The organism is Caballeronia udeis (assembly GCF_001544555.2).
Classification (GTDB): domain Bacteria; phylum Pseudomonadota; class Gammaproteobacteria; order Burkholderiales; family Burkholderiaceae; genus Caballeronia; species Caballeronia udeis.
Genome location: NZ_FCOK02000017.1, coordinates 42,510 through 66,817 on the forward strand (window position 1 = coordinate 42,510; position 24,308 = coordinate 66,817).

The 24,308-nt window shown below is 59.9% G+C and carries 26 protein-coding genes; 9 read left to right on the forward strand and 17 right to left on the reverse strand.

Annotation, left to right across the window (positions count from 1 at the left end; genetic code table 11):
- Window positions 1-123: 123 nt before the first annotated feature.
- Window positions 124-669, forward strand: coding sequence for a glutathione peroxidase (locus AWB69_RS14475; protein ID WP_062085762.1), 546 nt, complete (start codon window positions 124-126; stop codon window positions 667-669).
- 227 nt (window positions 670-896) lie between these two features.
- On the opposite strand, the gene AWB69_RS14480 is transcribed toward AWB69_RS14475, so the two are convergent.
- The 3 genes from AWB69_RS14480 to AWB69_RS14485 all read right to left on the reverse strand — a co-directional run bounded on the left by AWB69_RS14480 (window position 897) and on the right by AWB69_RS14485 (window position 3,039).
- A complete protein-coding gene (locus AWB69_RS14480) occupies window positions 897-2,111 on the reverse strand; it encodes an MFS transporter (RefSeq protein ID WP_062085764.1) in 1,215 nt (404 codons plus the stop codon).
- 12 nt (window positions 2,112-2,123) lie between these two features.
- Complete coding sequence (locus AWB69_RS50780; protein ID WP_231937113.1) at window positions 2,124-2,273, reverse strand: hypothetical protein; 150 nt, start codon at window positions 2,271-2,273, stop codon at window positions 2,124-2,126.
- 112 nt (window positions 2,274-2,385) lie between these two features.
- Window positions 2,386-3,039: a DsbA family oxidoreductase gene (locus AWB69_RS14485; protein ID WP_062085766.1), complete on the reverse strand. Its 654-nt coding sequence runs from the start codon at window positions 3,037-3,039 to the stop codon at window positions 2,386-2,388.
- A 122-nt stretch (window positions 3,040-3,161) separates the two neighbouring features.
- On the opposite strand from AWB69_RS14485, the gene AWB69_RS14490 reads away from it, so the two are divergent.
- A complete protein-coding gene (locus AWB69_RS14490) occupies window positions 3,162-4,085 on the forward strand; it encodes a LysR family transcriptional regulator (RefSeq protein WP_062085769.1) in 924 nt (307 codons plus the stop codon).
- Window positions 4,086-4,105: 20 nt separating this feature from the next.
- Here the strand turns inward: AWB69_RS14490 and AWB69_RS14495 are convergent, their stop codons facing one another.
- Both AWB69_RS14495 and AWB69_RS14500 read right to left on the reverse strand, forming a co-directional pair.
- The gene (locus tag AWB69_RS14495) at window positions 4,106-5,170 is read right to left on the reverse strand and encodes a HoxN/HupN/NixA family nickel/cobalt transporter (RefSeq protein ID WP_062085770.1); all 1,065 of its coding nucleotides are present in this window, start codon (window positions 5,168-5,170) and stop codon (window positions 4,106-4,108) included.
- A gap of 293 nt (window positions 5,171-5,463) precedes the next feature.
- A complete protein-coding gene (locus AWB69_RS14500; protein WP_062085773.1) occupies window positions 5,464-7,218 on the reverse strand; it encodes a GGDEF domain-containing protein in 1,755 nt (584 codons plus the stop codon).
- 441 nt (window positions 7,219-7,659) lie between these two features.
- On the opposite strand from AWB69_RS14500, the gene AWB69_RS14505 reads away from it, so the two are divergent.
- A complete protein-coding gene (locus AWB69_RS14505; protein ID WP_062085775.1) occupies window positions 7,660-8,355 on the forward strand; it encodes a P-loop NTPase family protein in 696 nt (231 codons plus the stop codon).
- Between the two features lie 181 nt (window positions 8,356-8,536).
- Here the strand turns inward: AWB69_RS14505 and AWB69_RS14510 are convergent, their stop codons facing one another.
- The 5 genes from AWB69_RS14510 to phnF all read right to left on the reverse strand — a co-directional run bounded on the left by AWB69_RS14510 (window position 8,537) and on the right by phnF (window position 13,347).
- On the reverse strand, window positions 8,537-10,774 hold the full coding sequence (locus AWB69_RS14510; RefSeq protein ID WP_062085777.1) for an NADP-dependent isocitrate dehydrogenase: 2,238 nt from the start codon (window positions 10,772-10,774) through the stop codon (window positions 8,537-8,539).
- Window positions 10,775-11,161: 387 nt separating this feature from the next.
- A complete protein-coding gene (locus AWB69_RS14515; protein WP_062085779.1) occupies window positions 11,162-11,458 on the reverse strand; it encodes a 4Fe-4S binding protein in 297 nt (98 codons plus the stop codon).
- Window positions 11,455-11,775 (reverse strand): hypothetical protein, encoded by a 321-nt coding sequence (locus tag AWB69_RS14520; RefSeq protein ID WP_062085782.1) that lies wholly within the window; start codon window positions 11,773-11,775, stop codon window positions 11,455-11,457. Before AWB69_RS14520 ends, AWB69_RS14515 begins: the two co-directional genes overlap by 4 nt.
- Window positions 11,776-11,787: 12 nt before the next feature.
- Window positions 11,788-12,375 carry an RNA polymerase sigma factor gene (locus AWB69_RS14525; RefSeq protein ID WP_062085784.1) on the reverse strand — a complete coding sequence of 196 codons (588 nt, stop codon included), beginning with the start codon at window positions 12,373-12,375 and terminating at the stop codon, window positions 11,788-11,790.
- A gap of 213 nt (window positions 12,376-12,588) precedes the next feature.
- The gene (gene phnF / locus AWB69_RS14530; protein ID WP_062085786.1) at window positions 12,589-13,347 is read right to left on the reverse strand and encodes a phosphonate metabolism transcriptional regulator PhnF; all 759 of its coding nucleotides are present in this window, start codon (window positions 13,345-13,347) and stop codon (window positions 12,589-12,591) included.
- A gap of 477 nt (window positions 13,348-13,824) precedes the next feature.
- On the opposite strand from phnF, the gene AWB69_RS14535 reads away from it, so the two are divergent.
- From AWB69_RS14535 to AWB69_RS14550, 4 genes are all read left to right on the forward strand, one after another.
- Window positions 13,825-14,724 (forward strand): phosphate/phosphite/phosphonate ABC transporter substrate-binding protein, encoded by a 900-nt coding sequence (locus AWB69_RS14535; RefSeq protein ID WP_062085788.1) that lies wholly within the window; start codon window positions 13,825-13,827, stop codon window positions 14,722-14,724.
- Window positions 14,721-15,581 carry a phosphonate ABC transporter ATP-binding protein gene (gene phnC / locus AWB69_RS14540; protein ID WP_231937103.1) on the forward strand — a complete coding sequence of 287 codons (861 nt, stop codon included), beginning with the start codon at window positions 14,721-14,723 and terminating at the stop codon, window positions 15,579-15,581. Before AWB69_RS14535 ends, phnC begins: the two co-directional genes overlap by 4 nt.
- Complete coding sequence (gene phnE / locus AWB69_RS14545; RefSeq protein ID WP_062085790.1) at window positions 15,578-16,378, forward strand: phosphonate ABC transporter, permease protein PhnE; 801 nt, start codon at window positions 15,578-15,580, stop codon at window positions 16,376-16,378. The genes phnC and phnE overlap by 4 nt, the downstream gene beginning before the upstream one ends.
- 83 nt (window positions 16,379-16,461) lie before the next feature.
- Window positions 16,462-17,118 (forward strand): LbetaH domain-containing protein, encoded by a 657-nt coding sequence (locus tag AWB69_RS14550; RefSeq protein ID WP_062085793.1) that lies wholly within the window; start codon window positions 16,462-16,464, stop codon window positions 17,116-17,118.
- Window positions 17,119-17,337: 219 nt separating this feature from the next.
- On the opposite strand, the gene AWB69_RS14555 is transcribed toward AWB69_RS14550, so the two are convergent.
- A complete protein-coding gene (locus AWB69_RS14555; protein ID WP_231937104.1) occupies window positions 17,338-18,183 on the reverse strand; it encodes an oxidoreductase in 846 nt (281 codons plus the stop codon).
- Window positions 18,184-18,347: 164 nt separating this feature from the next.
- Window positions 18,348-18,632, reverse strand: coding sequence for a hypothetical protein (locus AWB69_RS14560; protein ID WP_097273200.1), 285 nt, complete (start codon window positions 18,630-18,632; stop codon window positions 18,348-18,350).
- Window positions 18,633-18,943: 311 nt separating this feature from the next.
- Between AWB69_RS14560 and AWB69_RS14565 the strand changes: the two genes are divergently transcribed.
- On the forward strand, window positions 18,944-19,390 hold the full coding sequence (locus AWB69_RS14565) for a cupin domain-containing protein (RefSeq protein WP_062085799.1): 447 nt from the start codon (window positions 18,944-18,946) through the stop codon (window positions 19,388-19,390).
- A gap of 6 nt (window positions 19,391-19,396) precedes the next feature.
- Here AWB69_RS14565 and AWB69_RS14570 read toward each other — a convergent pair whose 3' ends face one another.
- Window positions 19,397-20,740 (reverse strand): polyhydroxyalkanoate depolymerase, encoded by a 1,344-nt coding sequence (locus AWB69_RS14570; RefSeq protein WP_062085801.1) that lies wholly within the window; start codon window positions 20,738-20,740, stop codon window positions 19,397-19,399.
- Window positions 20,741-20,984: 244 nt separating this feature from the next.
- On the opposite strand from AWB69_RS14570, the gene AWB69_RS14575 reads away from it, so the two are divergent.
- Window positions 20,985-21,638, forward strand: a complete 654-nt coding sequence (locus tag AWB69_RS14575) for a glutathione S-transferase family protein (protein ID WP_062085803.1) — start codon at window positions 20,985-20,987, stop codon at window positions 21,636-21,638.
- A gap of 20 nt (window positions 21,639-21,658) precedes the next feature.
- Here AWB69_RS14575 and AWB69_RS14580 read toward each other — a convergent pair whose 3' ends face one another.
- Genes AWB69_RS14580 through AWB69_RS14595 form a run of 4 tightly spaced genes read right to left on the reverse strand, consistent with a single transcriptional unit; the run spans window position 21,659 to window position 24,303 of the window.
- Complete coding sequence (locus AWB69_RS14580) at window positions 21,659-22,024, reverse strand: response regulator (protein WP_062085806.1); 366 nt, start codon at window positions 22,022-22,024, stop codon at window positions 21,659-21,661.
- Between the two features lie 18 nt (window positions 22,025-22,042).
- Window positions 22,043-23,002, reverse strand: a complete 960-nt coding sequence (locus AWB69_RS14585) for a chemotaxis protein CheX (RefSeq protein ID WP_062890651.1) — start codon at window positions 23,000-23,002, stop codon at window positions 22,043-22,045.
- Window positions 23,003-23,032: 30 nt separating this feature from the next.
- Window positions 23,033-23,572: a hypothetical protein gene (locus AWB69_RS14590; RefSeq protein ID WP_062085810.1), complete on the reverse strand. Its 540-nt coding sequence runs from the start codon at window positions 23,570-23,572 to the stop codon at window positions 23,033-23,035.
- Window positions 23,573-23,580: 8 nt separating this feature from the next.
- Window positions 23,581-24,303, reverse strand: a complete 723-nt coding sequence (locus AWB69_RS14595) for a methyl-accepting chemotaxis protein (protein WP_062085922.1) — start codon at window positions 24,301-24,303, stop codon at window positions 23,581-23,583.
- Between the last annotated feature and the right edge of the window lie 5 nt (window positions 24,304-24,308).

Here is a 24,308-nt window from a genome sequence, read left to right on the forward strand (position 1 = left end):
GGTCCATTGAAGAAACGGCGGCCCTGTGCAGACATTCTTGGTTCCGGAGTAGGATAGGACGCGCTTGCCTGAATGACCCGAAGCCTGATCCCTGCTTGATCCCTTTCTCCACTGAGTCCAAACATGAGCCAGACAATCTACGATATTCCCGTGAAATCCATCGACGGCGCGGCGCTTACGCTGCAGCCGTTCAAGGGCAAGGTCTTGCTGATCGTCAACGTAGCCTCCAAGTGCGGGCTGACGCCGCAATATGAAGCCCTGGAGAAACTCTATGAGGACAAGCGGGCTGACGGCCTGGAAGTGCTGGGCTTTCCCGCGAACAACTTCAAGGGTCAGGAACCGGGCACCGACGAAGAGATCAAGGAATTCTGCAGCTCGACCTATGACGTGACATTCCCGATGTTTTCGAAGGTATCAGTGGTCGGCGCCGACCAGCATCCGCTGTATCAGACGCTGACCAGCACGCACCCCGACGCGACCGGCGACGGCCCGTTCCGCGAGCGGCTCAAAGGCTACGGCATTGAGCCGAACCCGGCGCCGGATGTGTTGTGGAACTTCGAGAAGTTCGTGATCGGCAGGGATGGCCGCGTAGTGGGCCGTTTCTCGCCCGATGTCACGGCAGACGATCCGCGCCTGCTCGAAACGATCCAGACCGCGCTGTCGAACTGAGGTCAGCGGTACCACCGCGGCGGGGGTGGTGACTGACATTCAGACCTGCCTTCCAAAATACCGAAGTGGGGACCTGAACCTTCGCTATGAGTTGCCCGGGAGCGTCACTATTCCGCTCTGCAACATGATCCCGGGCCAGGGCACTCAAGAAGAATTCAGCCTTGTATAAAGCTTGATTCCGTCTTCACGGTAGCGCTCCCGCCCATGCGAGGAGCGCTTGATGCTGTTCAAGCCGTTGCCATTGCAACCGACCTGCCGACCGCCAGGTAGTGAACCAGCGCGATAAGAGGGAACACGCTTGCGACCGTCGCGGTCAACGTCCATCCGCCGTGGTCGTACAGGCTGCTGGCCAGCGCTGACCCAATCGCGCCGCCAATGAAGATGCTGGTCATATAAAGCGCGTTCAGACGGTTCCGGCTGGCCGCATGCAACGCATAGATCTCGCGTTGGCCGAGCACCATGTTCATCTGCACGGCGAAGTCCAGCACGACGCCGGTCACGACCAGTCCCCCCACACCCCACGCCGGATGAATCAGCGCCGGTGTGAATGCGAACGCTCCGACTACAAGCGCGATCAACGTGGCGCCGGCCGTTCGCCCCGAATCGGCAAGCCTTCCTGCCACGGGCGCGGACGTTGCGCCTATCGCACCAACCAGCGCGAATAATGCGATCGCGTTTTGCGACAAACCGTAGTGACGTGTCAGCTCGATCGGCACCGCGGTCCAGAAGAGACTGAAGGTGGCAAACATCAGCCCTTGATAAAGCGCGCGATGGCGCAGTACCGGCAAGGTCACAACCAGCTCGCCAAGCGAACGGATCAACTGGAAGTAGGTAGCCTGATGCGAGGGCTGGCGGCGCGGGATCGTCGAAGCGAGGACCGTCGTCACGATCGCCATCAATACGGAGGCGGATCCAAATACCACGCGCCAGCCAAAATGACCGGCCACCACGCTGGATATCGGGCGTGACAGCAAGATGCCGAGCAGAAGGCCGCTCATGATGTTGCCGACCACGCGGCCACGCGATTCGTCGGGTGCAAGGTGAGCGGCAAGCGGGATCAGGATCTGCACCGCGACCGAACTGAATCCGACCAGCAACGAGACCGCCAGGAACGCGTTCGGCTGATGCGTGACGGAGGCCAGCGCGAGACTGAAGATCGAGACGATGGCTGTCGTGATCATCAGCTTGCGGTTCTCCAGCAGGTCGCCGAGCGGAACCAGGAAGAACAGGCCGAACGCGTAGCCAATCTGCGTGAGGGAGACGATCAGGCTCGCCGTACCGCCCGACATATGAATGTCCGGCGCGATGAGCTCGGTGATCGGTTGCGCGTAGTAGAGGTTGGCGACAATCGCGCCGCAGCAGAACGCGAACAGCGCGATCATGCCCTGGGTCAGCTTGACTGTGCCACCGTTCTGGCCGGCGTCAGGTGCGTTGGGCGTCATGTGATGGATCCTTCAGTGGCTAAAAGTGGTGTTATGTTCGATGTTCATCAAGCGGTTCCCGAGCGACACGCCAAGCCGTTTCGGGAACGCAACCCCCGCGAAGCGGAACGCAGCCAGCACGTCGGGTTGCGACGATGCCGCCGCCACGGCTGCCCGATTCATTCGGCGACAGTTCGAATACATCGACGTCCCAGCCCGCCCGGCGCAAGGTGGTCGCCGTGAACAGTCCGCTCAACGATCCGCCGACAACAACAGCACCCGTTCACTGAAGTGCTCATGCCGGGCTCCGTTCGAGCGCCGCCCTCAACGCCGTGGCGAACACCGCCGGGGGTTGCGCGCCGCTGATTGCCTCGCCTGCAATAAACACGGTCGGCACCGAACGAATGCCTTGCTGTTGAGCGAGCCGCTGCGCTTCAAGCACCTGTGCAAGGCCTCGGCCCTGCGAAAGGTATTCCTCTGCGGCGGTAGCGTCGAAGCCACTTTTCGCGGCGATATCAACCAATGTGGCGGCCAGCCCAATATCGCGGCCCTCCGAAAAGTACGCAGTGAATATCGACTGATACAGCGCTTCGGTTTTCTGCGCGTCGCCTATGCTCATCGCGTACTGCATCAACTGATGGGCGAGGCGTGTGTTCGGTGTTCTGCTGACCTTGTCGTAGTTGAAGTGCGCGCCTGCGGCGAGACCCGTCGCCGCTACCTGCGCGTCCATCCCTTGCGAGCGTACCCAACTGCCGAACTTGGCCGTCCGGTATTCGCGGCGGTCCATTCCGTCCGCAGGCATCGTGGGGTTCAGTTCGAACGGTACATACCGGATTGACGCGGGCACGGGCAGGTTGGCTGCGCGGATTCCCGATGCAAGATTCAGGTGGCCGATCCAGCACCACGGACAAATGAAGTCGTAGTTGACGGAGATTTCGATGGCTTGCACGGCGCGCTCCTGAGGAAGATTACCTACAGGATATCGATTGCAATTCGTTAGTAGAATACGTTCGCAGAGCAATCTCGCGTTGCGTGCCACGCAACGGAACGTTCAGACAGCGGAGCCATCAAGTGGACAAACTCGTTGCATTGACGACGTTGCTGGAAGTGGCCGAGGCCGGCGGCTTTTCCAAGGCGGCGCAACGCCTGGGGGTGGCCACTTCGTCGGTGACGCGGCTGATGGATGCGCTCGAAGCGTCGCTTGGCACGGCGCTGCTGACGCGCACCACGCGCCTTGTGAGCCTGACCGACGCCGGCACCGCTTACGTGGAGCAAATCAGCAAGGTGCTGGACGACCTGGCTGAAGCCGACGACAGCATCTTCGACAGCGGCGCGGCGCCCGTTGGCGCGCTGCGTATTTCCGTGCCTACCGCCTATAGCCGGCTTTGCCTGGCGCCGCACTTGTCCACATTCCTCAGCGAGTACCCGCGCGTGGTGCTCGATGTTGTGGTCGCCGACCACTACCTGGACCTTGCTGCGGAACGTATCGATGTCGCGATTCGAATCGGCTTGCCCTCACGCGACGAAAACCTGGTCGTCAGGAAGCTGGCCGATAACAAGCGATTTGTCGTGGCAAGCCATGAGTACCTGGAGCGTCGCGGCACGCCTGCTGATCCGCAGGCGCTAGCCGACCACGAGTGCCTGCGCTTCGCCTATGGCGGACCGCATCGGGCTGCACGTCAGGTGTGGACGTTCCGCCACGGAGCTGCTGAAGAGCGGGTCGAAGTGCGCGGCCACCTGATTGCCAACAACCCGGACGTGCTGTTCGAAGCCGTCCTCGCGGGCCGGGGCATAGCGTTGCTGCCCGAGTGGCTGGTGGCCCCCGAGATAGGCGCCGGGCACCTGATGCGCCTCTTTGAAAATGCCGATGTCAATCCGCATGCGGGCGATTCGGTGATCTACGCTGCCTACCTGCCGAATCGCCGCCATTCGAGCAAGGTACGCACCTTCGTGCAGTTTCTCGCCGCACGCGTGCAAACACCGGTAGTGGAATGAACGGTCGTAGCACGCTCCGCTTATTGATTGCCTCTGCCCACTTCCAGATCGTCGAAACGTTTGAAGCGGTAGATCAGCACCGACGCCGCCCAGCTCAGCGCGAAGATCCCGATGATGACGTAGCCCAAGGTGCCGAAGTTATCGTTCAGCGCGCCTATGGCATCCCATATCGGGCCTTGCAGTTTCAACCGGTCTGCCAGCAGCCCAAGCGCCTCGATACTGCCAACCACAACCGCCACGATCACCGACACCATTGTGATGGTCATGTTGTAGTAGATCTTGCGGACCGGTTTCAGGTATGCCCAACCGTATGCGCCGAGCATTAAATGGCCGTCAAGCGTGTCGACCAGGGACATGCCTGCGCTGAAGAGCAGGGGGAACACCATGATGGCCCACGGCGACAAACCTTGCGCCGCCTGGTTGGCGGAAATGCCCAGCAGGGCGATTTCAGTGGCGGTATCGAAGCCGAGACCAAACAGGAATCCGAGCGGGAACATATGCCAGCTACGGGTGATGATCCTGAACAACGGGCGGAAAAGGCGGGCAAAGAATCCACGGTCGGCGAGCAGCATGTCGAAGTCGTCGTCGACATACTTGCCGCCGTTCCTGACATTGCGCCACGCCTTGAAAATCGATCTCAGGATGATCAGGTTCATCAACGCGATCAGAAACAGGAACAGAGCCGACACTGACGTGCCCACCACTCCGCCTATGTCCTTGTAGTGATCAAGACGTCCCTTCATGGCCGATGTCACCACGGCGACACCCAGCGACGCGAGGACAACGACAGTCGAATGCCCGAGCGAAAAGAAAAAGCCTACCGTGACCGGACGTTTCTTCTCCTGCATCAGTTTGCGGGTGACATTGTCGATCGCGGCAATATGGTCCGCGTCCACCGCATGGCGCAAGCCAAAACCGTAGGCCAGCAAAGCTGTACCGAGCAACACGGGATGGTGACGAAAAGCGACTAAAGCCCAGAGCCATACCAGCACGTTTGCGGCAAGCAGTACGCCATAGATGCCGAAAAGCTTGCCCCGCACTTTGGTGTTGGAATCGCTGAAGACGTGGCCGAGTTGGGAAAACACATGCAGCTCCTTGGGATTACGCGTCCCGAATGGCGTTGGAAGAAAGACGAAGAGAGGTCTGGCTGCTGGTTCGACAAGCCTGCTATTTGCCAACCAGATACAGTGGCGCGACCGCGCCGGATTTTCACCGGCTTCTCTCTGCGCGAATTGAACGACGCAAGGGGGTCATTCGCGCTTATACACGTTTTCGCTTTCGCTATCGACCATTTCAAAAAAGGGCTGGGAAAGGGCTGGGAAAGGGCTGGGAAAGGGCTGGGAAAGGGCTGGGTCTTGCACCCGGCTCACAGGCGAGGCTAGTGGCTCGTCGAGCTTTCGATGTCCGACACAATGCAGTTACGGCCACCCAGCTTGGCGCTGTAAAGCAGCTTGTCGGCGCGTAACAGAAGGGCATCGAGCGTCTCTCGCCCGGTTTGCGAAGCCAGCGAGATCCCGAAGCTCAACGTGACCGTAAAGCGGACACCGTCAAGTTCCAGTGCCGTGGATGCGAGACGCCGACGCAGTTCGTTGGCGGCGGCAATGGCTTCGAAGGCGTCATCAACCCTTGTCAGCACCGCGAACTCCTCACCGCCGAGGCGCGCGACAATATCGGGCTGACGCCATATCTCGCTGCATAGTCTTCCAATCGTCTGCAGAGCCAGATCACCGGCGGCGTGGCCCAGGGTGTCGTTGATCTGCTTGAAGCGGTCCGCGTCGAACATGATGAGGACCTGCTTGGCTTGCGTTCCTCCACGTCTGCCAAGCGTTGCGGTCGCCTTGCGTTCGAACGCACGGCGGTTGAGCAAGCGGGTGAGGAAGTCGGTGTCGGCAACGGTCTCGAGTTCGCGCAGCAGGATATTGCGCTCATGTTCAAGCCGCATTTTTTCGATGCTATTTTCTTTCAGCACGAGGATTGCGTGAAAGAGGCTACGGATCTCAAGCCGGTATTCGCCGTGAGGAACGGGTGTTTCCAGCTTTCCATCGGCGATCGCCATGATGATGTCCGCGGCTTCGATAAACGGTTGCACGAACCGCCGCCGGAAGTATACGGATGCAATCAGCAAAAAGTAGAGAACGGCCGCGGTACCGATCCCGCTTGCAACCAGCAACACCAGCGCATCATTACGATGTCCCTTGACTTCGGTGTCCGCCAGATCCAGCACATAGTCACGAAATTGCACGATGGGCCGCATGGTGGGCACATACTCCGCGGCCAGTTCGGCTGCCGTGAGATTGGCGCCTTCCGGGTGCAATGCCATGGCGCGCACACGCGCCATGTAGTTCAAGCCATTGTCGTAATAGACGCTGGTGAGACGTTGATAAATGGCTGTACCGACCGGTGTATGTTCTACGCGCGCAGCTATCAGGCTGCGCAATTCGTCTATACGTCCCTTAGCCCGCTCTTGCGCGAATAATTCGGTTTCGCTCAAGCGCCGGTGTGCGGTCAGCGCCGCAGTGAAGGTCGATCCGAGAAGCCCTGCCTGTTCACGCAACTGAGCGGTCAGCCGCGCGACCAGAACGCAATTCAGTGCGTTGGGGTCGCCGCGCACAACGCTGGCTGAGCTGGCATTTGCCAGTGGTCCGAAGCTGGGAATGACGGCGATCATCTGGTTGACCGCGCTCAGGACGGCATCATGTTCGCGTTGTTCCAGGGGCTGGGAGATCAGGCTGTCCACCTGCTTGCGGGCAGCAGCAAGCTGCGTTTGCACGGCATCTACAGAGGCGCGTTCAACCGTGCAGCCGGGACATGCCTGACTCGTGACCAGTGAGCGCAGCACCGCCAGGCGCCGGTCGCTTTCGGCACGCGCGTTGATCAAGGGGAGTCGCAGCGACGGCGCATTCAGGGCGTCTGCGCCGAGCGCGCCGTTGGCGGGACCGCGTTCCGCCGATACGCTTTCCATGGCGAGCAACGTGGCGCGAAAGCGGTCTAGCGATCGAACCCCGTTCTCCGCCAATGCATAAGCGCGCGATTGATGCAGGAGCAAAGGCGTCGCAAGGCTTAAGACCAACACGCACAGAGCCGCTGTTGTCAGCTTGAGCCGGTTGGCAAGCAAGATCCGGGTTGAGGGCATTTTTGTTAATTCGCAGCAGGTCGCTTGCCAGACACGTTCTTGGAACAGGGCGACTTATTGCAGCCGGTAATTCAACATACCGCAGCCCACCGGAATCGTCTACTCGGACAAAACACGATCGTTAGACCGTTTCTTCAGAAAAAAGCGGCGTGTTGTTCATCTGGAACCGGAGAGCTGTTGTCGGGGGAAATGTTGGTCGGAGATGATTTCCCTTTGTTAACGGCACATTAGCCGCTTTATTTAGCGCCGCGAGTGCGTGGCTCATGCGGGCCGCGTTATGCCGCTTCCGGCCGATTTAACAATTCCGTGCGAGAGCACAGCAAGCTGCTGTCACGTATTTCTTTTCCGTGTAGCCTAAGTCGCTGTTGCTTCATGTTATGTCACCGAAACTCGTTATTCTTGTTTGCACCCAGCCCGCTCCTCGACAAAGGATTCGCAGAAATGAGCTACATCCACTTCATCGGTGGCGAAAAAGGCGGCGTCGGCAAATCGCTTGTCGCCCGCGTATTGGCCCAGCATTTCGTTGATCAGAACATCCCGTTCATGGGCTTCGACACCGATAAATCGCATGGCGCGCTATTGCGCTTCTATGCGGATTTTGCCGCTCCGGCCGTGCTTGACCGGCACGACAGCCTCGATCCCATCATCGAACATGCGCTTGCAGATCCCCAGCGCCGCATCCTGGTTGATCTTGCCGCGCAGACGCAACAGTCTCTCGGGAAATGGCTCGACGACGCGGATGTTCTTGGTCTCGCGCAAGAGCATGGCCTGACACTGACCTGGTGGCACGTCATGGACGCCGGGCGTGATTCGGTCGGTCTGCTGCGGCAATGGCTCGATCAGTTCGGCGGACGGATCAAGCTGGTCATCGTCCTGAATGAGATTCGCGGCGACCGTTTCGAGATTCTGGAAACGTCAGGGGAACTCGCCCGGGCCGAAGCGCTGGGCGCCAGCGTGATCAGCCTGCGGCGTCTTCCTGATACCACGATGCAGAAAATCGATCAGCATGGTGCCAGTTTCTGGGCAGCCGTCAATCATCCGGATCGAGCCACCTCAGGGCTCGGTTTGCTCGAGCGGCAGCGTGTCAAGGTGTGGTTGAATCGCGCCTATGGGGAGATGGGTAGTCTGGCGTTGTAGCGGGGGAGACCGGTCGGGGATGGAGAACACCCCGGTCGTCAATGAATAGATAGTTATACGAATTAAATCGGACGAAAACCAGCGCGGAGGATCGTGTTGATCTATCCGCGCTGATACCTGCAGGAAATCACGCCGTTGACACTTTCTTCCGGCCGAAGCCGGAAGAAAACGGTCAAATTCATCAAGCCTGAGCAGTCGCCAGCGCGGCGTTCAGCGTCTTGCTCGGGCGCATTACCGACTCCAGCTTCTCGAAGTCCGGCTTGTAATACCCGCCAATGTCCGCCGGTTCGCCCTGAACTGCCGACAGTTCACCCACAATGGTCTGTTCGTCGGCCGTCAGGCGCTTCGCCAGCGGCGCGAACTGAGCAGCCAGTTCCGCGTCGTCGGTTTGTGCCGCCAGTTCCTGCGCCCAGTACATCGCGAGATAGAACTGGCTGCCGCGGTTGTCCAGTTGCCCGGTCTTGGGCGACGGGTTCTTGTTGTTCTCAAGGAGTTGACCCGTGGCGGCGTCCAGCGTCTTCGCCAGGACCTTGGCCCGCGTATTGCCGGTCTTGATGCCGAGGTCTTCCAGCGACACCGCCAGCGCCAGGAATTCACCCAGTGAATCCCAACGCAGATGGTTTTCTTCCACCAGTTGCTTGACGTGCTTGGGAGCCGAACCGCCCGCGCCAGTCTCGTACATGCCGCCGCCCGCCATCAACGGGACGATGGAAAGCATCTTGGCGCTGGTGCCGAGTTCCATGATCGGGAACAGGTCGGTCAGGTAGTCGCGCAGGATGTTACCCGTGACCGAGATGGTGTCCAGTCCGCGGATGACACGCTCAAGCGTATAACGCATGGCACGTACCTGCGACATGATCTGGATGTCCAGGCCGCTGGTGTCGTGATCCTTCAGGTAGGTCTCGACCTTCTTGATGACTTCGGCTTCATGCGGACGGTACGGGTCCAGCCAGAAAATGGCCGGCATGCCGGAGTTGCGGGCACGCGTGACGGCCAGCTTGACCCAGTCGCGGATCGGCGCGTCCTTGACCTGGCACATACGCCAGATGTCGCCTTCTTCCACGTTCTGCGTGAGCAGCACTTCACCCGTGGCGATGTCGACAATGCGCGCTTCGCCCGCTTCCGGCACTTCAAACGTCTTGTCGTGCGAGCCGTATTCCTCGGCTTGCTGAGCCATCAGCCCAACGTTAGGCACCGTGCCCATGGTGACCGGGTCGAAGTTGCCGTTGGTCTTGCAGAAGTTGATGATCTCCTGATAGATCCGCGCAAACGTGCTCTCTGGAATCACGGCCTTGGTGTCCTTCGGACGGCCGTCGGCGCCCCACATCTTGCCGCCAATGCGAATCATGGCGGGCATGGATGCATCCACGATGATGTCGTTGGGCGCGTGCAGGTTCGAGATGCCCTTGGCTGAATCGACCATCGCCAGTTCAGGACGATGCTCGTGGCACGCATGCATGTCGCGAATAATTTCTTCGTGCTTGGAAGTCGGCAGGCTTTCCAGCTTGTCGTACAGGTTGACGAGGCCGTTGTTGACGTTCACGCCCAGCTCGTCAAACAGCTTGCCGTGTTTCTCGAAGGCTTCCTTGTAGAAGATCTTCACGGCATGACCGAAGACGATAGGGTGCGAGACCTTCATCATCGTGGCCTTCACGTGCAGCGAGAACATCACGCCGGTCTTGCGCGCGTCTTCCATCTGTTCTTCATAGAAGTCGCACAGCGCCTTCTTGCTCATAAACATGCTGTCGATAATCTCGCCGTCCAGCAGCGACACCTTCGGCTTGAGCACGATGGTCTTGCCGCTCTGGGTGACCAGTTCCATCTTCACGTCGCGAGCCTTGTCCACGGTCATGGACTTTTCGCCATGATAGAAGTCGCCATGCTTCATATGGGCCACGTGGGTGCGCGAAGCCATGCTCCACTCGCCCATGCTGTGCGGGTTCTTGCGAGCGTAGTTCTTGACGGCGGCAGGCGCGCGGCGGTCCGAGTTACCTTCGCGCAGCACCGGATTCACGGCGCTGCCCAGGCACTTCGAATAACGCTGGCGGATAGCCTTTTCGGCGTCGGTCTTCGGTTCCTCGGGGAAATCCGGGATCTTGTAGCCCTTGCCCTGCAGTTCCTTGATCGCGCCGATCAACTGGTGCTGGGATGCGCTGATGTTGGGCAGCTTGATGATGTTGGTTTCGGGCAGCAGGGTCAGGCGGCCCAGCTCGGCCAGGTTGTCCGGTACGCGTTGCTCTTCCGTCAGGAATTCCGGGAACTCGCCCAGGATACGGCCGGCGACCGAGATGTCGCTGGTGGTGACGCGGATTCCGGCAGGCGCGGTGAACGTGCGGATGATGGGCAGGAAGGCGCTGGTCGCCAGCAGCGGGGCCTCGTCGGTGAGGGTGTAGATAATTGTGGGTTGCTCGGTACTCATCGCATATCTCAAGAAAAATGGGTTGGGGGCGCCGCCGGCTGCGTCAACGACCGGGGTTAACCATCGAATTTTGCCTGATTTTGCTTTCAAGAGGGCTGAACCCGCCCTGCGTTTAGCGTCACAACCCGCAATTTGCGGGTTTTTGGGGTGTGCGAGGCGGGCGGCGCGACCTTCTCGTTCACCCGGCAGAAGCGCTTAAGCACCTAAATTTAAAGGGTAAATCGCCAGGCGGGTTGCCTGGGCTGCCCACCGGTGGCCGGTGTATCGGCTCAAAGCTGCTGGTGCGACATTAAGGGCGAAAAAACCCGCGCTTGCCTTGGTGCCGGGTGCGAACGGCGGCCGGAGAGGTGTCCGGGAAGAGGGTTTGCCCGCCCGGCCGGGGTGCTGTCACGTCATCCGTGCCAATGTAATCGCCCGCTCGGGACAGGCGCTCACGCACAAGCCACAGGCCCGGCAGGCATCGGCGTTCGGCGTGTACGCGACCTTCATGCCGTGAACGCGCAGCTTGAATTTCTGCAGCGGTCCCAGGCGCTCATAGTCCGCGGTGTCGATCCGGCGGATATCGAAGACGTTCTCGGGACACACGACCGCACAATCGGCCTTGCCCTCGCACCGGCCGAAGTTCACAACGGGCACGATCACGCCCGGCACCTGTTTGCAGGAGGATGCCGACGCATTGCTCATACAACATCCTCCTGAGGTTTAGCTCGGCCGCGGCCGCAGCGCATGCCCTTTTGAAACTTCTCGCGTTCCTCCGGCGTCATCTGTTCCCACCGGCGCCAATGCTGGCGGGATCGCCAGCCGCCATGGCCCCGGAATCCACCGAACAAGATCCGGCTCAGGATCAACAGTCCCAGCGCATGGGCGAAATCGATCGCACGCGCGCCCACGAACAGCGCCGGAATAACCCAGTTCCACAAGGTCATCACCATCCATCCGAGCACTGCAACGCCCACGATGACCAGCAGCGCCTTGCTCAGGAATCTCAGTCTGAAACTCATCTGCTTTCTCCTTTAAATATCCAGTTCGTCATACACGGCTTGCAAGCGGGCACGCAGATGCAGCACCGCGTATCGCTTGCGCGCCAGCAGCGTGTTCAGGCCCACGCCGCTTTCCACAGCCAGTTCCTTGAAGCTGCGGCCCTCGATTTCGTGAGCAATGAAAATGTCGCGCTGGTTGTCCGGCAGTTCGTCGAGCGCGTGCTGCAAGGCTGCCAACAGCACCGACCGGGCATACGCGGCTTCGGGGCCGGCATCGTGCGAGGGCAGGGCCAGATCCAGCCGGTATTCGTCGTTGGCATCAGCGGTACCGATCTCGTCCGCTGTCTCGTTCAGGGGCTGCACTTTCTTCTTGCGAAAGCGGTCGATGATGCGGTTGCGCGCCACCCGGAACAGCCATGCGCTGACTTGTTCAATCGGTTCGGGAAGCCGGTACGCCTGCACGAACTCGTGAAGCACGTCTTGCAGGATGTCTTCGGCGTCGCCTGGATCACGCACGCGACGCCGGATGAAGTTCCCGAGTTTTGTACGCTCACGCAGGACGGTCGCGGTGATGTCGCTATCTCTGTCGATCATCGGGTTGGTGGGCGGCGGCTGTTCCATACAGGTGAAGACGTTTCACGATCGGGAATATTGTGCGCGGCAGGAAAAAAATGGCGTCACGGCCCGTCGACGCCCAGGCGGAGCGCCTGCGACGTGAAGTGACAGGAGACCACGATTTTGTCTGTGGCGGTGAAACTGCGGTTCAGGCGAGGGGATGGGGGCAGGTCAGAACGGTTTTCTGCTTAGGGAGTACGCGAGTGATGGAAGCCGCGCTTACGTATCGCTTCCTACCATCAGTTGCACCCGGTCCGTGGCGAAATGCGTCACACCGTATTTGATCGGCGTGTCCTGGAGATCAACGTCGACATTCTCAACCCACAGCACCGGCTGCTGACGGTTGATGTTCAGTCTTTGCATGACTTCCGGATCGGGCAAGGTGCTGCCGATACGACTCCACTTGCGCAAATAGTCGGTCACGCCGAATTCGGCCAGCGCACTCGTGATGCTGCTATTGGATGCGAGCACCTGCGGCAGATTCGCGAAACGCCTCGCCGGATACCAGTTGCGCGCAAAACTCAGTGGCACACCGTTCGATTCATGCAGGGACTCGATCTGATAGACAGGTGAGCCGGCGCGTAATGCAAGCGCCCTGGCAATCTCTGGCTCAGCGCTCACCTTGAGCGCGCGGAGCATCGTAGCCGCCGCTGTGTGATGCAGTTGACGCAGGTTTTCCGAGAAGCGCGTGCGTTGCCCGATCGTATAGTCGATCGCTCCTGGTTGCGCGAACGTGCCTCGCCCCTGCCTGACGCTGACAAGGCCGCGTGCTGCCAGCCCGATCATTGCGCGGCGCACCGTGTGGCGATTGACGTCGAACCTTTTAGCCAGCTCGGCTTCGCTTGGCATGCGGCCGTCCTTGCCAAACCGGCCCGTTCCAATCTCGGCGGCAAGTATCTGTTCGATCTGACTCCACATGGCAACGCCCGCCCCGCGCGCGAGCGCGGTGCCCGGCATGGCGTTATCCATCACTGTCATTGTGTCGTCATTCCGGTCGGTTCAAATGAATCTCTGTCGCGAATTGTAGAGGGCGGTCCGTGATGAAAATGTGAGGGTTTGCTTGCGTAACGGTAAGGTTAGGCGCGCGTGGATACGTCTAGATGTCCGGATGAATTATTGCTTTCATAGATATAACAAATTGCTGACACTATCAAACTCGCACAGGCCGACTGCTGCATATTCTTTCGGCAGATCATGTGTCCCCGAATTTTCTGAGCGCCGCCCGCAATGGCGAGCGTTCCGGTCGTATCTGTCCGCCCTAATCGTCTGAAGGTCTGTTAGCAAAAAACTAATTCATCTAGACGTCTCGATAAATACATCGATGTGTCACACGATGTTTATAGAGTGGCACCGCTCGATAGAAGTCCGGACGCGCACTGATGACCTGCACGGGGCAGGCTCGAATTCTTGAATCGTCGTTAGCTCGGCACAAGCGAAATCTTAGTTGAGGAACATATGAAGTTATCCAACGTTCTGGCTGCTGTGTTGTTCGCAGCGGGTCTTGTCTCCGTGACCGCCCACGCGGCCGGCACCTGTCCGAATGACGGCGTGGTGCGTTTCGGCGTCGAGCCGTACGAATCAGCGCAACGCATGCTGCCGGTCTACGAGGATCTGGCCAAGATGATCGGCGACAAGATCGGCTGCAAGGTGCAGCTTTATGTGGCAACCAGCTACAACGCTGAAATCGAGGCGATGCGGAACAACAAGCTTGAATTCGGCGAATTTGGCCCGCTCGGTTATGTGCTGGCTCACCAGGTCGCGCACGCGCAGGCCGTCGCCACGTTCGCAGGTGTGCAGGGCAAGCCGGCCACCTATTACGCTTCCATCGTCACGTGGCCGGGTTCGGGCGTGAAGACGCTGGCGGACGTCAAGGGCCGTTCGTTCGCTTATGCCGATCCGGCCTCCACGTCCGGGCACCTGTTTCCCGCGTTCGGCCTGAGCAAGAACGGCATTGATCCGGACAAGGGCGTGAAGGGCGTTTATGCAGGCAGCCACACTGCGTCGTTCGAGGCACTGCGCAACCATAAGGTCGACGCGGGCGAACTGAACAGTGAAGAAATCGAGAGCGCCAAGTTGCACAACGAATACGATCCTTCGGCTTACGTAACGTTGTGGAAATCGGAGCCCATCCCCCTCGATCCGTTGGCAATTCGTGGCGACTTGCCCGATGATTTCAAGGCTCGGCTGGCAAGCGTGCTGAGTTCACTTGACCTGCACCAACTGCCGGAAGTCGATCAGAAATTCCTGGCATCGAACGAAAACCCGGAGTTGAGGACCGTGCCCCAGACGGACGCGGCCTATGACCAGATCCGCGACCTGGTCTCGACACTCCACATCGACCTGGCGAAGCTGTGAACACTCCCTTTAGTACATCGCGGGATATGTCCCTCGGTCCGGCGGCTGCGTTCGGGTCCGCCGGGTCGGACACGCCGGGGGCGGTCAAGCCCGCCGTGCGGGCCTCCGGTGTCAGGTTGGCGGTTCGCGACCTGACGATGTGTTACGCGAACGGTCATACCGCGCTGCGCAACCTGAATCTGTCAGTCAATGCCGGGGAGATGGTGGTGGTGCTCGGCAGTAACGGCAGCGGCAAGTCGACCTTCATGAAGTGCGTGGTCGGACTGAACCGGCCGACCGGGGGCTCAGTGAAAGTCGGCGGTCGAGACCTGGCCGCGCTCTCCGGCGAAGCACTGCGGGAAGCACGTTTGCCGCTCGCGCTTATTTCGCAGAATGCCAACCTCGTCAAGCGGCGCAGCGTACTGGCGAACGTCTGCTGCGGCGCGCTGGGCCGGCACCGGACGCTGATGAGCGCGTTCGGGCGCTTGCCACGCGACGAAATTGAACCGGCAATGAGCTATCTGGACGAAGTTGGCTTGCTGCACCTGGCGCGCCAGCGGGCCAGCACGCTCTCGGGCGGACAGGCACAGCGCGTGGCGGTTGCCCGTGCGCTGGCGCAGCGTCCCGACGTCCTGCTTGCGGACGAGCCGGTGGCCAGCCTGGATCCCGAAGCCGCTGACGAGGTCATGCGGTTGCTGCGCCGCCTCGCCACCGAGGACGGTCTCGCGGTGGTATGCGTGCTGCACCAGCCAGAGCTCGCCGCGCGCTATGCGGACCGGTTGGTCGGACTACGCAGCGGTCTGCTGGAATTCGACCGGCCTGCGTCCGACGTTTCCAGTCAGCAGATCGCGGGTCTTTATCTCGCCGAGGCATCATGAGCAAGGTTATGGAAATGCGCACCCCAGCGGGTGCGCCGGGCGCACGCACGGTTTGGTACGTGCTTGGCGCCGTTGTCGCACTCGCGTTGTTTGTACAGGCATGGATCGTTGTTCAGGCAAGGCCGCAGGACCTGGTTACCGGCGCGCATGGCATGGCCGACATCATGTCGCGCGCCATGCCGCCTGCGTTCGATCAGTTCGTCCCGAATCTGTGGCCGGTGCTCGAGACAATTGACCTCGCGATCTTCGGTACCGTGTTCGGTGTGTTACTCGCGTTCCCGCTCTCGATTCTGGCCGCCTCGAACCTCACGCCGGCGCTGCCGCTTTACTACGCCGCGCGAGCAGTGATTGGCGTCACCCGGGCGGTGCCGGACCTGGTGTGGGCGCTGCTGTTCGTCACCGCGGTGGGACTCGGGCCGTTCCCGGGCGCACTCGCGCTGGCGGTCCATTCGGTCGGCATGCTTGGGCGGCTGTTTGCAGAAGTGATCGAAGACATGGACATGGGTCCTGTCGAAGCGCTGACGCTGACCGGTGCCGGCCGCGTGCAGGTGTTGGCCCACGCGGTGGTGCCGGGTGTGTTGCCGTCACTGCTGGGCATTGGCCTTTTCCGCTTCGATGAAAACCTGCGCTCGTCCCTCGTGCTCGGTTTCGTTGGTGCGGGCGGGATTGGTTTCCAGTTGTTGACCGCGATGAACCTGTTCCAGTACCAGACCGTGTCGTTCCTGTTGATCGCTACCTTCATACTGGTTACATGCGCCGAACGCATTTCCGCTTATCTGCGCAAGCTTTTCCTGTGAGCGTGGGCTGATCATCGGCGTTGCCGTCCTCCCGGGGGCGGCCTGCGCCAGCACTTCATTACCGAACTCCGAGATTTCTTCTTATGTTGATCAATCATGGGGTCGGCGTCGATCCCTGGACGCTTGGCCAAACCCTGTCAATAGAACCCGAGATTCATCCGACAGCCCTGGTTCGCGCCAGCGACTTCGGCCGCTACACGTATCTCGGCCCGCGCAGCCATGTTGCCGCATCGGTGATCGGTGACTACGGCTACGCGATGGGCGACAACCAGATCGCCCATGCAAACATCGGCAAGTTCGCCAACATCGCTACTGGCGTGCGTATCAATCCGCCTAACCACCCTTCGTGGCGCGCGACTCACCACCACTTTACCTATCGCTCACGCTCGTACGGTCTCTCGCTCGACGACGACACCGAGATTTTCCAATGGCGCGCGCAGGACAGGGTGGAGATGGGCCACGATGTGTGGCTTGGCCACGACGCGATTGTCATGCCTGGCGTGAAGATCGGCACCGGTGCGGCTGTCGGTTCGGGAGCGGTCGTGACCAAGGACGTGCCGCCCTTTGCGATTGTTGTGGGCGTGCCCGCACGCGTGCTGCGTTTTCGCGTCGAGCCCCACATAGCGGAACGCCTGCAGCAGATCGCGTGGTGGGATTGGGATGCCGCGCAGATCGACGCGGCGTTAGCCGACTTCCGCTCGCTCAGCGCGGCGGAGTTCGCGGAGAAGTACGGCGGCTAGCGCTTCCAGGGTTCATCAGGCAGGCGATCAACGCTTGATACGATCTTGCAGCACGTGGAATTTAGCGCGTCGTGTCCAATTGGAATCCGACGCGCAGCCTGCTAAGAGCGATCCATCGCGGGCACTTCGGCGCCCTTGATGTTGTGCCGTGCAAGCGACCCGGCGACAAAGCCCGAAGCCTTCATGCATTCGACAAAGCTCGTCAGATACGCGAAACCGCTAGGCGACATAGTCACCGTCAGTGGCGACCGAACGCGGGCGCCAGCGGTCGAGTTCGGCTTGCATGCCGGCGAGTTTCGCCTCTGCGGCATTCACGGCAACCGATCCTGCGATAAAACGCATAGGCGGCTCAGCCTCGTTTGCCAGTTCCACCATCGCTCGTGCGAGTTTCTCGGGGTCGCCCGGTTGCTGGCCATTACGTTGTTCGAAGGAAGAGCGCAGCCGCTCGCGCCGGTCGTCGTAGTCGGCCACTACGTTGTCGCCAAAGCGAAGCGATTCGCGGGTGAGGAAGTCTGTGCGGAAAGGACCGGGCTCGACAATCGTCACGAAGAGGCCGAACGGGGCAATTTCCTTAGCCAACGACTCCGAGAAACCTTCGAGCGCAAACTTGCTGGCGCAGTAAAGCGAGCACACTTCGACGCCAAGGATGCCGGCAAGCGACGAGATGTTGAAGATGCGTCCTCGGCGAGCGGAGCGCATGACCGGCAGCGCGGCCCAGGTCACGTTGAAAACACCGAACAGATTGGTGGCGAACTGGGCTTGCGCGTCCTGGATCGTGTTCTCTTCGAAGAATCCGAGGTGGCCGTATCCCGCGTTGTTCACCAGCACATCGATCCCGCCGAAACGCGACACCGCGGCTTGAACGGCGGCGTTCGCCTGTGCTGCGTCGCCTACATCCAGTGCAACGCCAAGCAGCTGGTCGTTGTCCTGCCCCAGGCTCCTGGCGATATCTTCCCGCTTGCGCCCGGTGGCGACAACCCGGTCACCGGCCTGAATCGCGGCCTTTGCGATAAGCGCACCAAGGCCGCGGCTTGCGCCCGTGATAAACCATGTTTTCTGCATCATTGGCTCCTTTATTGATTGAACCTTCATGGAACCATGATGCAATGCCCGCACGATAGACCGATCCTCGCGCGTTCTTGCCTGAACGTGCAAAGCATAAGTCGGGGATGGATCAGGCTTCTTGCGGGTGATGGAGATAAACCGTGCTCTTATTAAGCGCTATGGGCTCAATCGTCGAGCTCGCTTGTGCAACCGATCAGCCTGGAGGGATTGGCGAGGAAGTCTTCAATGGTTCCCTCGTCCTCGAACAGCATCTTGAGAACACATGCTTCGTCATCGGTCAGACCTGCTTCGGCTGACTCGCCGTCACGCCCGATGGTGTCGCAGTCCTCAAGGGTCAACTCTGCAATGACGGCAGAGGACAGTTTGACGGGCCATTTTTCACTGAAGGCGACAGTGACCACTTTCCGCGCTTCATCGTAGGCTCTGATCTCGACGCTGATGTAGGACATGGTGTCGATTTCTCCAGTGAACGTCCCCAGGATGGCTCGCGCTGCAACCCGCCACGAAACCAAGTTTAGCAACACACTCCTGGTTATGCGCAATGTCTTTCGAGGAATTTGTGCGCGTTTCGCCAGCGATTGAATGTGCTTTTGAAATGCCGCTTTAAATGCGTGAATGCCTTCGCTTCTGTCCGCTTGAGTGCCGTTCCATTGATCCCTTCAAGTTGGAACACTTGATGCATATCAAAACGGCTAGCCTTTTCATTCGACAGTTTTGCTGCCTGATTTGCTACTTAATTTGTTGCTAACGGAGCGCGCCCATGTCATCCGAAACGTTCGAACTTGCCACTCACTTTTCGCATATCCGGCCACAAGACACCCCTTATGAGGATCAGGGGTTGCGCGATTTTTTTCTTTATCGTGATTTAGGCATTGCAGAGGCGACCGGCGGCAAGGTGATCGCGCAACTCGTCAAGGCGAACAATGCACCAGAGCAAGGCACGGGTTGGCACCGTCATGAGGCCGAATTCCACATTGTGATCATGCTCAAGGGCTGGGCGCGCTTCATGTACGGCGACAAGGAGACGCTGGTCGCCACCGGAGACTGCGTCCATCAGGCGCCGGGCATTGTGCATTACCTCTTCGACTACTCCGAGGATATGGAGTATCTGGAGGTAGTCGGTCCTGCCAACTTCACCACTCTCGAGGCAAAGGGGCCTTGCGACGTTCCCGCGTGTACGCCCTGGAAGAGCCGGCAACCCGCGTAGGGCTTGTCACGGCCCTTCGGGCTGCGCATTCACGTCCATGCGCACATCCATGCGCGGTTTGACGGCGCGCGCGAGCGGCGCCAATGATTGCAATGGCTGGGCGCGTGCGTTGATGACAATAGGGCTGGGTTCGTTGTCGTGGATCATCGCGCGCACGCGTGGATAGATATGACGCTCCCAGCGTTTGCCGTTGAACACGCCATAGTGCCCCACACCCGTTTGCACGTGGTGGGTCTTCATGTACGGGCGCAACTTGTTGCACAGTTCCTGCGCGGCCAGCGTCTGGCCGACCGCGCAGATATCGTCGCGCTCGCCTTCAACGGTAAGCAGGGCGGTTCGCCTGATCAATGACGGATCAATCCCGCGGCCACGCACTTCCAGTTCATGCAGCGGCAGCGCGTGCCGTTGGAAGACGGTGTCGATAGTCTCGAGATAGAAATCGGCCGTCAAATCCATGGTCGCGAAGTATTCTTCATAGAATACGCGGATCGCCTCGGCCTTCGCGGGGTCGCCCTTCGCGCGCTGATACACCATGTCTTCGAATGCATCGAAGTGACGCGCCGGGTTCATTGCCATGAACGCCATCAGTTGTGTGTGGCCCGGATAAACGCGCCGGCCTGCGCCCGCAAAACCCCACGGCACGGCGCTGATCAGGTTCCGCTCGAACCATTCAATCGGCTTGCTCTTCGCGAGCGCGTTCACCGAAGTCGGGTTGATCCGCGTGTCGATAGGACCGGCCATCAGCGTCATGCTGGCGGGCTGCAGCGGATGATCGTCTGCTGCCATCAGCGAAACCGCCGCGAGGGCCGCCACGGTCGGCTGGCAGACAGCCAGCAAGTGGGAGTTGGGTCCCAGCGCGACGATAAAGTCGATGACATGCTGGACGTATTCGTCAAAGCCGAAGGGTCCCTGCATCAGCGAGACATCGCGAGGGTTGATCCAGTCCGTGATGTAGACGTCGTGGTCAGGCAGCAGGGTGCGCACCGTGCCGCGCAGGAGCGTGGCGAAGTGGCCGGACATGGGGGCGATCACCAGCACGCGAGGTTGTTTTGGTCCGCCTTCCTTCGCAAAATGCAGCAGCGAACAGAACGGCGTGGCGAGGGTGATCTCCTCGACGACGGGTACGCTTTTACCTTCCAGCTCCACCGAGTCGATAGCGAATGGACGCCGGCTATGCGTGAGCGCCGAGAGTGCCAGCAGATCGCACGTGGCTCGCAGTGACCGGCCTCGAGGGGTATTGGCGAGCAACGGCCACGCATCGAGCGCGTGGTTGATGAGTGCCGCGCCGTGGCGTACCGGCAGCGTGAGGTCCGCCATCGCCTGATAGCCGGAGTATGCGAATGGGTTCATCGCCTTTCGCTTGAGCGCGTAGTGTCTGGTCGCGCAAAATAACGCAATACATATGCCAAGCGCGCGTTAGCGCCGGCATCGGCATGAGGGTGGTTGAAGTGATACATGAAACTGGTACATGAAAGTGGCACATCCCTTGCAGCATTCCTGAACACGCCCTGAACGTGCCGTCTTTTGGTGCGTGTGTGCACTGCGCCGCGCACCCGGGCGAGCGTGTTTCGCTTGAACCGCCGAGGACCTTCAAATGACGAACGCTACGCTTACGATCAGCAGCAAGAACTATTCGTCGTGGTCGCTACGAGGCTGGCTGCTCACGAAATTCAGCGGGCTGCCGTTCGAAGAGTTCGTGATGCCGGTGGACGATCCCGGCGCGCGGGCCGAACTGCTGCTGCTGTCGCCGTCCATTCTCGTTCCGTGCCTGGTCCACGACGGCATCAAGGTATGGGACACGCTCGCGATTGCGGAGTACCTGAACGAGGTGCGCCCGAAAGCAGGGTTGTTGCCTGCTGACCGGCGCATGCGCGCGCATTGTCGTTCCATTTGCGGAGAAATGCATTCGGGCTTCGCTTCGTTGCGCTCGGCGTTGCCGATGAATATCAAAGCGCATTTCCCGAACTTCACGATCTGGGCGCGTGCCCAGACGGATATCGAGCGCATTACGGCAATCTGGCTTGAATGCCTCAAGCAATACGACGGCCCTTATCTGTTTGGAGCGCTTAGCGCTGCCGATGCAATGTTCGCACCGGTCGTCACGCGCTTTGTCACTTACGACGTCAAGCTCGAGCCGGAGATTGTCGCCTATTCGCAGCGCATTCTCGCCTTGCCGGAGATGCAGCAATGGATAGCTGATGCGCAGCAGGAGGTCGAGGAGATCGACGAGCTTGACGCCGAGTTTTAAGGTCCGGTTTCAGGGTTCGCTTAGCTGGCCAGCTTCCTGAAGGTTTCCAGCACGGCTTCCCCTTTGAACGGCTTGACGATCCAGCCCTTGACGCCGGCGGCCTTGCCGCGCTCTTTCATGGCCGGGCTGCTCTCGGTGGTCAGCATGATGATATTGACCGTGGTGTTTACGAGCTCGCCGCGGATCTTTTCGACCATGGTCAGGCCGTCCATGTTGGGCATGTTGACGTCGCTGATCACCAGCTTGATCCCGGGACTCGACTTCATCTTGGAGAGTCCGTCTTTCCCATCGACGGCGGTCTCCACATCCAGCCCGTTCTTTCTCAGGAAACCGGCGACCTCGTCGCGTACGGTGCTGGAGTCATCGACAACAAGAATTTTCGACATGATTTTTCCTCTAAGGAATCAGAACAGATCCAGTTCGCCCGCTTCAACCACGGCGCCGATATCTTTCGCGACTTCGCTGAAGTCCTCGGGCGACCAGCTCAGATTGAAGATGAAGCGTTGATGAAGTCTTACTGTATGGCCCGACAGTTCGTCGGTCAGGTGATAGATGAAACACAACTGCGGATTCGACGTGCCGAACGAGATGTACTTCTGCTTGTGATTGACCAGCAGCGGCACTTGTACCTGACTGCGCGCGAGCGCGTCGGCGTCGCCCATGTAGCGGTTCTTGAATGAGCCCCAGATCAGGTTGGTGATCTCGCCCAGCAGGCTGTTGAGGTCGCGGAAGTCGGCGGGACCGTCACACATCTCGTGCCGTTCAAGCAGTTCGAGGATAGGCTGCTCTTCGGCCTGCATCATCATGTAGCCGCGGCACCAGGTACTCTCGAGCGGAATCAGGCTGAACACTTCGCCGAAAATGATCCGGTCGCGCACAATGCACGGCGTGTCCCAGGTGATGGCGACGTTCTTGAACAGGCTGCTCAGTATCGACTCCGTGATCTCCAGTATGCCGCGTACCAGAGCGTTCGGATAAGCCAGGCTGAAGATGTATTCGTCAATGACCTTGCGCAACGGCGCCATGTCCTCGGCCAGGTAGGCGGCGCACAAGACCCGGCGCAGGCCGTCAGGCAAGCCGTCGAATGTCGGACTCGAATCGCGGCGGATGATGATGGGCAGTTCGGGACGCACGGTGTTGATCTTGATCGCGATCTCGGCGCTCTCTTCCAGGGAGCCGCCGTAGCTTTCGGAGAATAGGATGGCGCCCAGGTCTATGTTCGATCGCAGCACGGACAGCAAGCGGTTCTTGCGTACCTTCAGGCCGACCAGATTGTGTTCGTCGCAGAAGCGCTTGATCGCATTCGCATGCACCGGGGAGTCGTCGAGGACCAGCACTTTGCTGACCGGCTTGTTCTCGTTCAAATCGCTTGTCATCATGGTGTTTGCGCCAAATTAGAACAACTCGAGCTCGCCGCTGGTTTCTTCAACGGCCGTCATGTCGGCCACGAAGTCGATGGGCGCATGGGCGCACACACAGACTGTCGCGGCAAGCCGGAATGACCCGTTGATCGTGATCGCGTACGACGAAAGATAGTCAGGCTTCAGGCCTTCAAGGTAGGGCAGGCAGCGGGCGCTGAGGACATACGGCGTCGACATTCCCAGATCCTGGAAATACCGGAGCAGGTCCTGATTCATGGCTCCGCAGCAAAGATTGCAGACCTCCAGAAGCACGTCCTGAAGTGAAACGTCCCCGGTCTGCCTGGCGAAGTAATCGCGCGTGCTTGTGTCGTCGTCGAAATGAAAAACCAGCAGCAGCCGGAACAGAATGGACGAGATGGTCAGGATGATGACGTTGGCGTCGGGCCGCGTGCTGTCATGGGCGTGCGCCACCGGGACGATCTTGCACGTATCGTCCGGTTGTTGCGGCAGTCTCGAGCGTGTCGCTTTGAACAGGATGCTTTCAAAACCGGCTTGTGCGTTGCTACTGATCATTTCGATGCCTAGTGGAGCCTTGCCTGGAATTGATCGGCAAGCACCTCGACGCTGCTAAGCGACGCGGTGATCATCTTTCCGCCAGCCTGGATGTCCTGGAACGTGGCGGTCGTTGTCAGGTCATTGCGGTGCAGGCTGTCACGGTAGCTCCTCGACAGTTCTTCCGAACGTGCCGCGAGGGCCCGCACTTCGCTGGCCACCACAGCAAATCCACGCCCCGCGTTGCCCGCACGCGCGGCTTCAATGGACGCGTTCAACGAAACGATCACCACATGCTTGACGATAGACGACAGCTCGTGATTTTTCGCATGCATGTCCTGGTTCTGCGTCATCAGCGAAATCATCTGCTCGTGCCACCGTTCGAACGTGGCCGCGAGACTCTTGAGCCGCGATGCTTCGCCGGCAATCCGTCTTGCCTGATCGAGCAGTTGCTCCTTGTCTCCAAGAGCCGCTGCCAGCGCTGCACGATCCTCGCCCGCACTCTTCGATTGCCTGGCGAGATCCTCGCTCAGCCGGGCAATTGAAGATTCCAGTTGCCGGGTCTTGTGCTCCGCCTCATTGATCGACGCACTTTGCTGCGCATTGGTTTGCGTTAGCGTCTTGATCTTGCCGTCCGCTTCCGATTGAAGCCGGTCCAGGGTTCGCGCGTTATCCCACTTGTGCAAGAGCACGGCCAGGATGGCCGTCGCCACGGCCCCTGCCATTGCTGCCAACAGATACTGTTCCATCACAATCA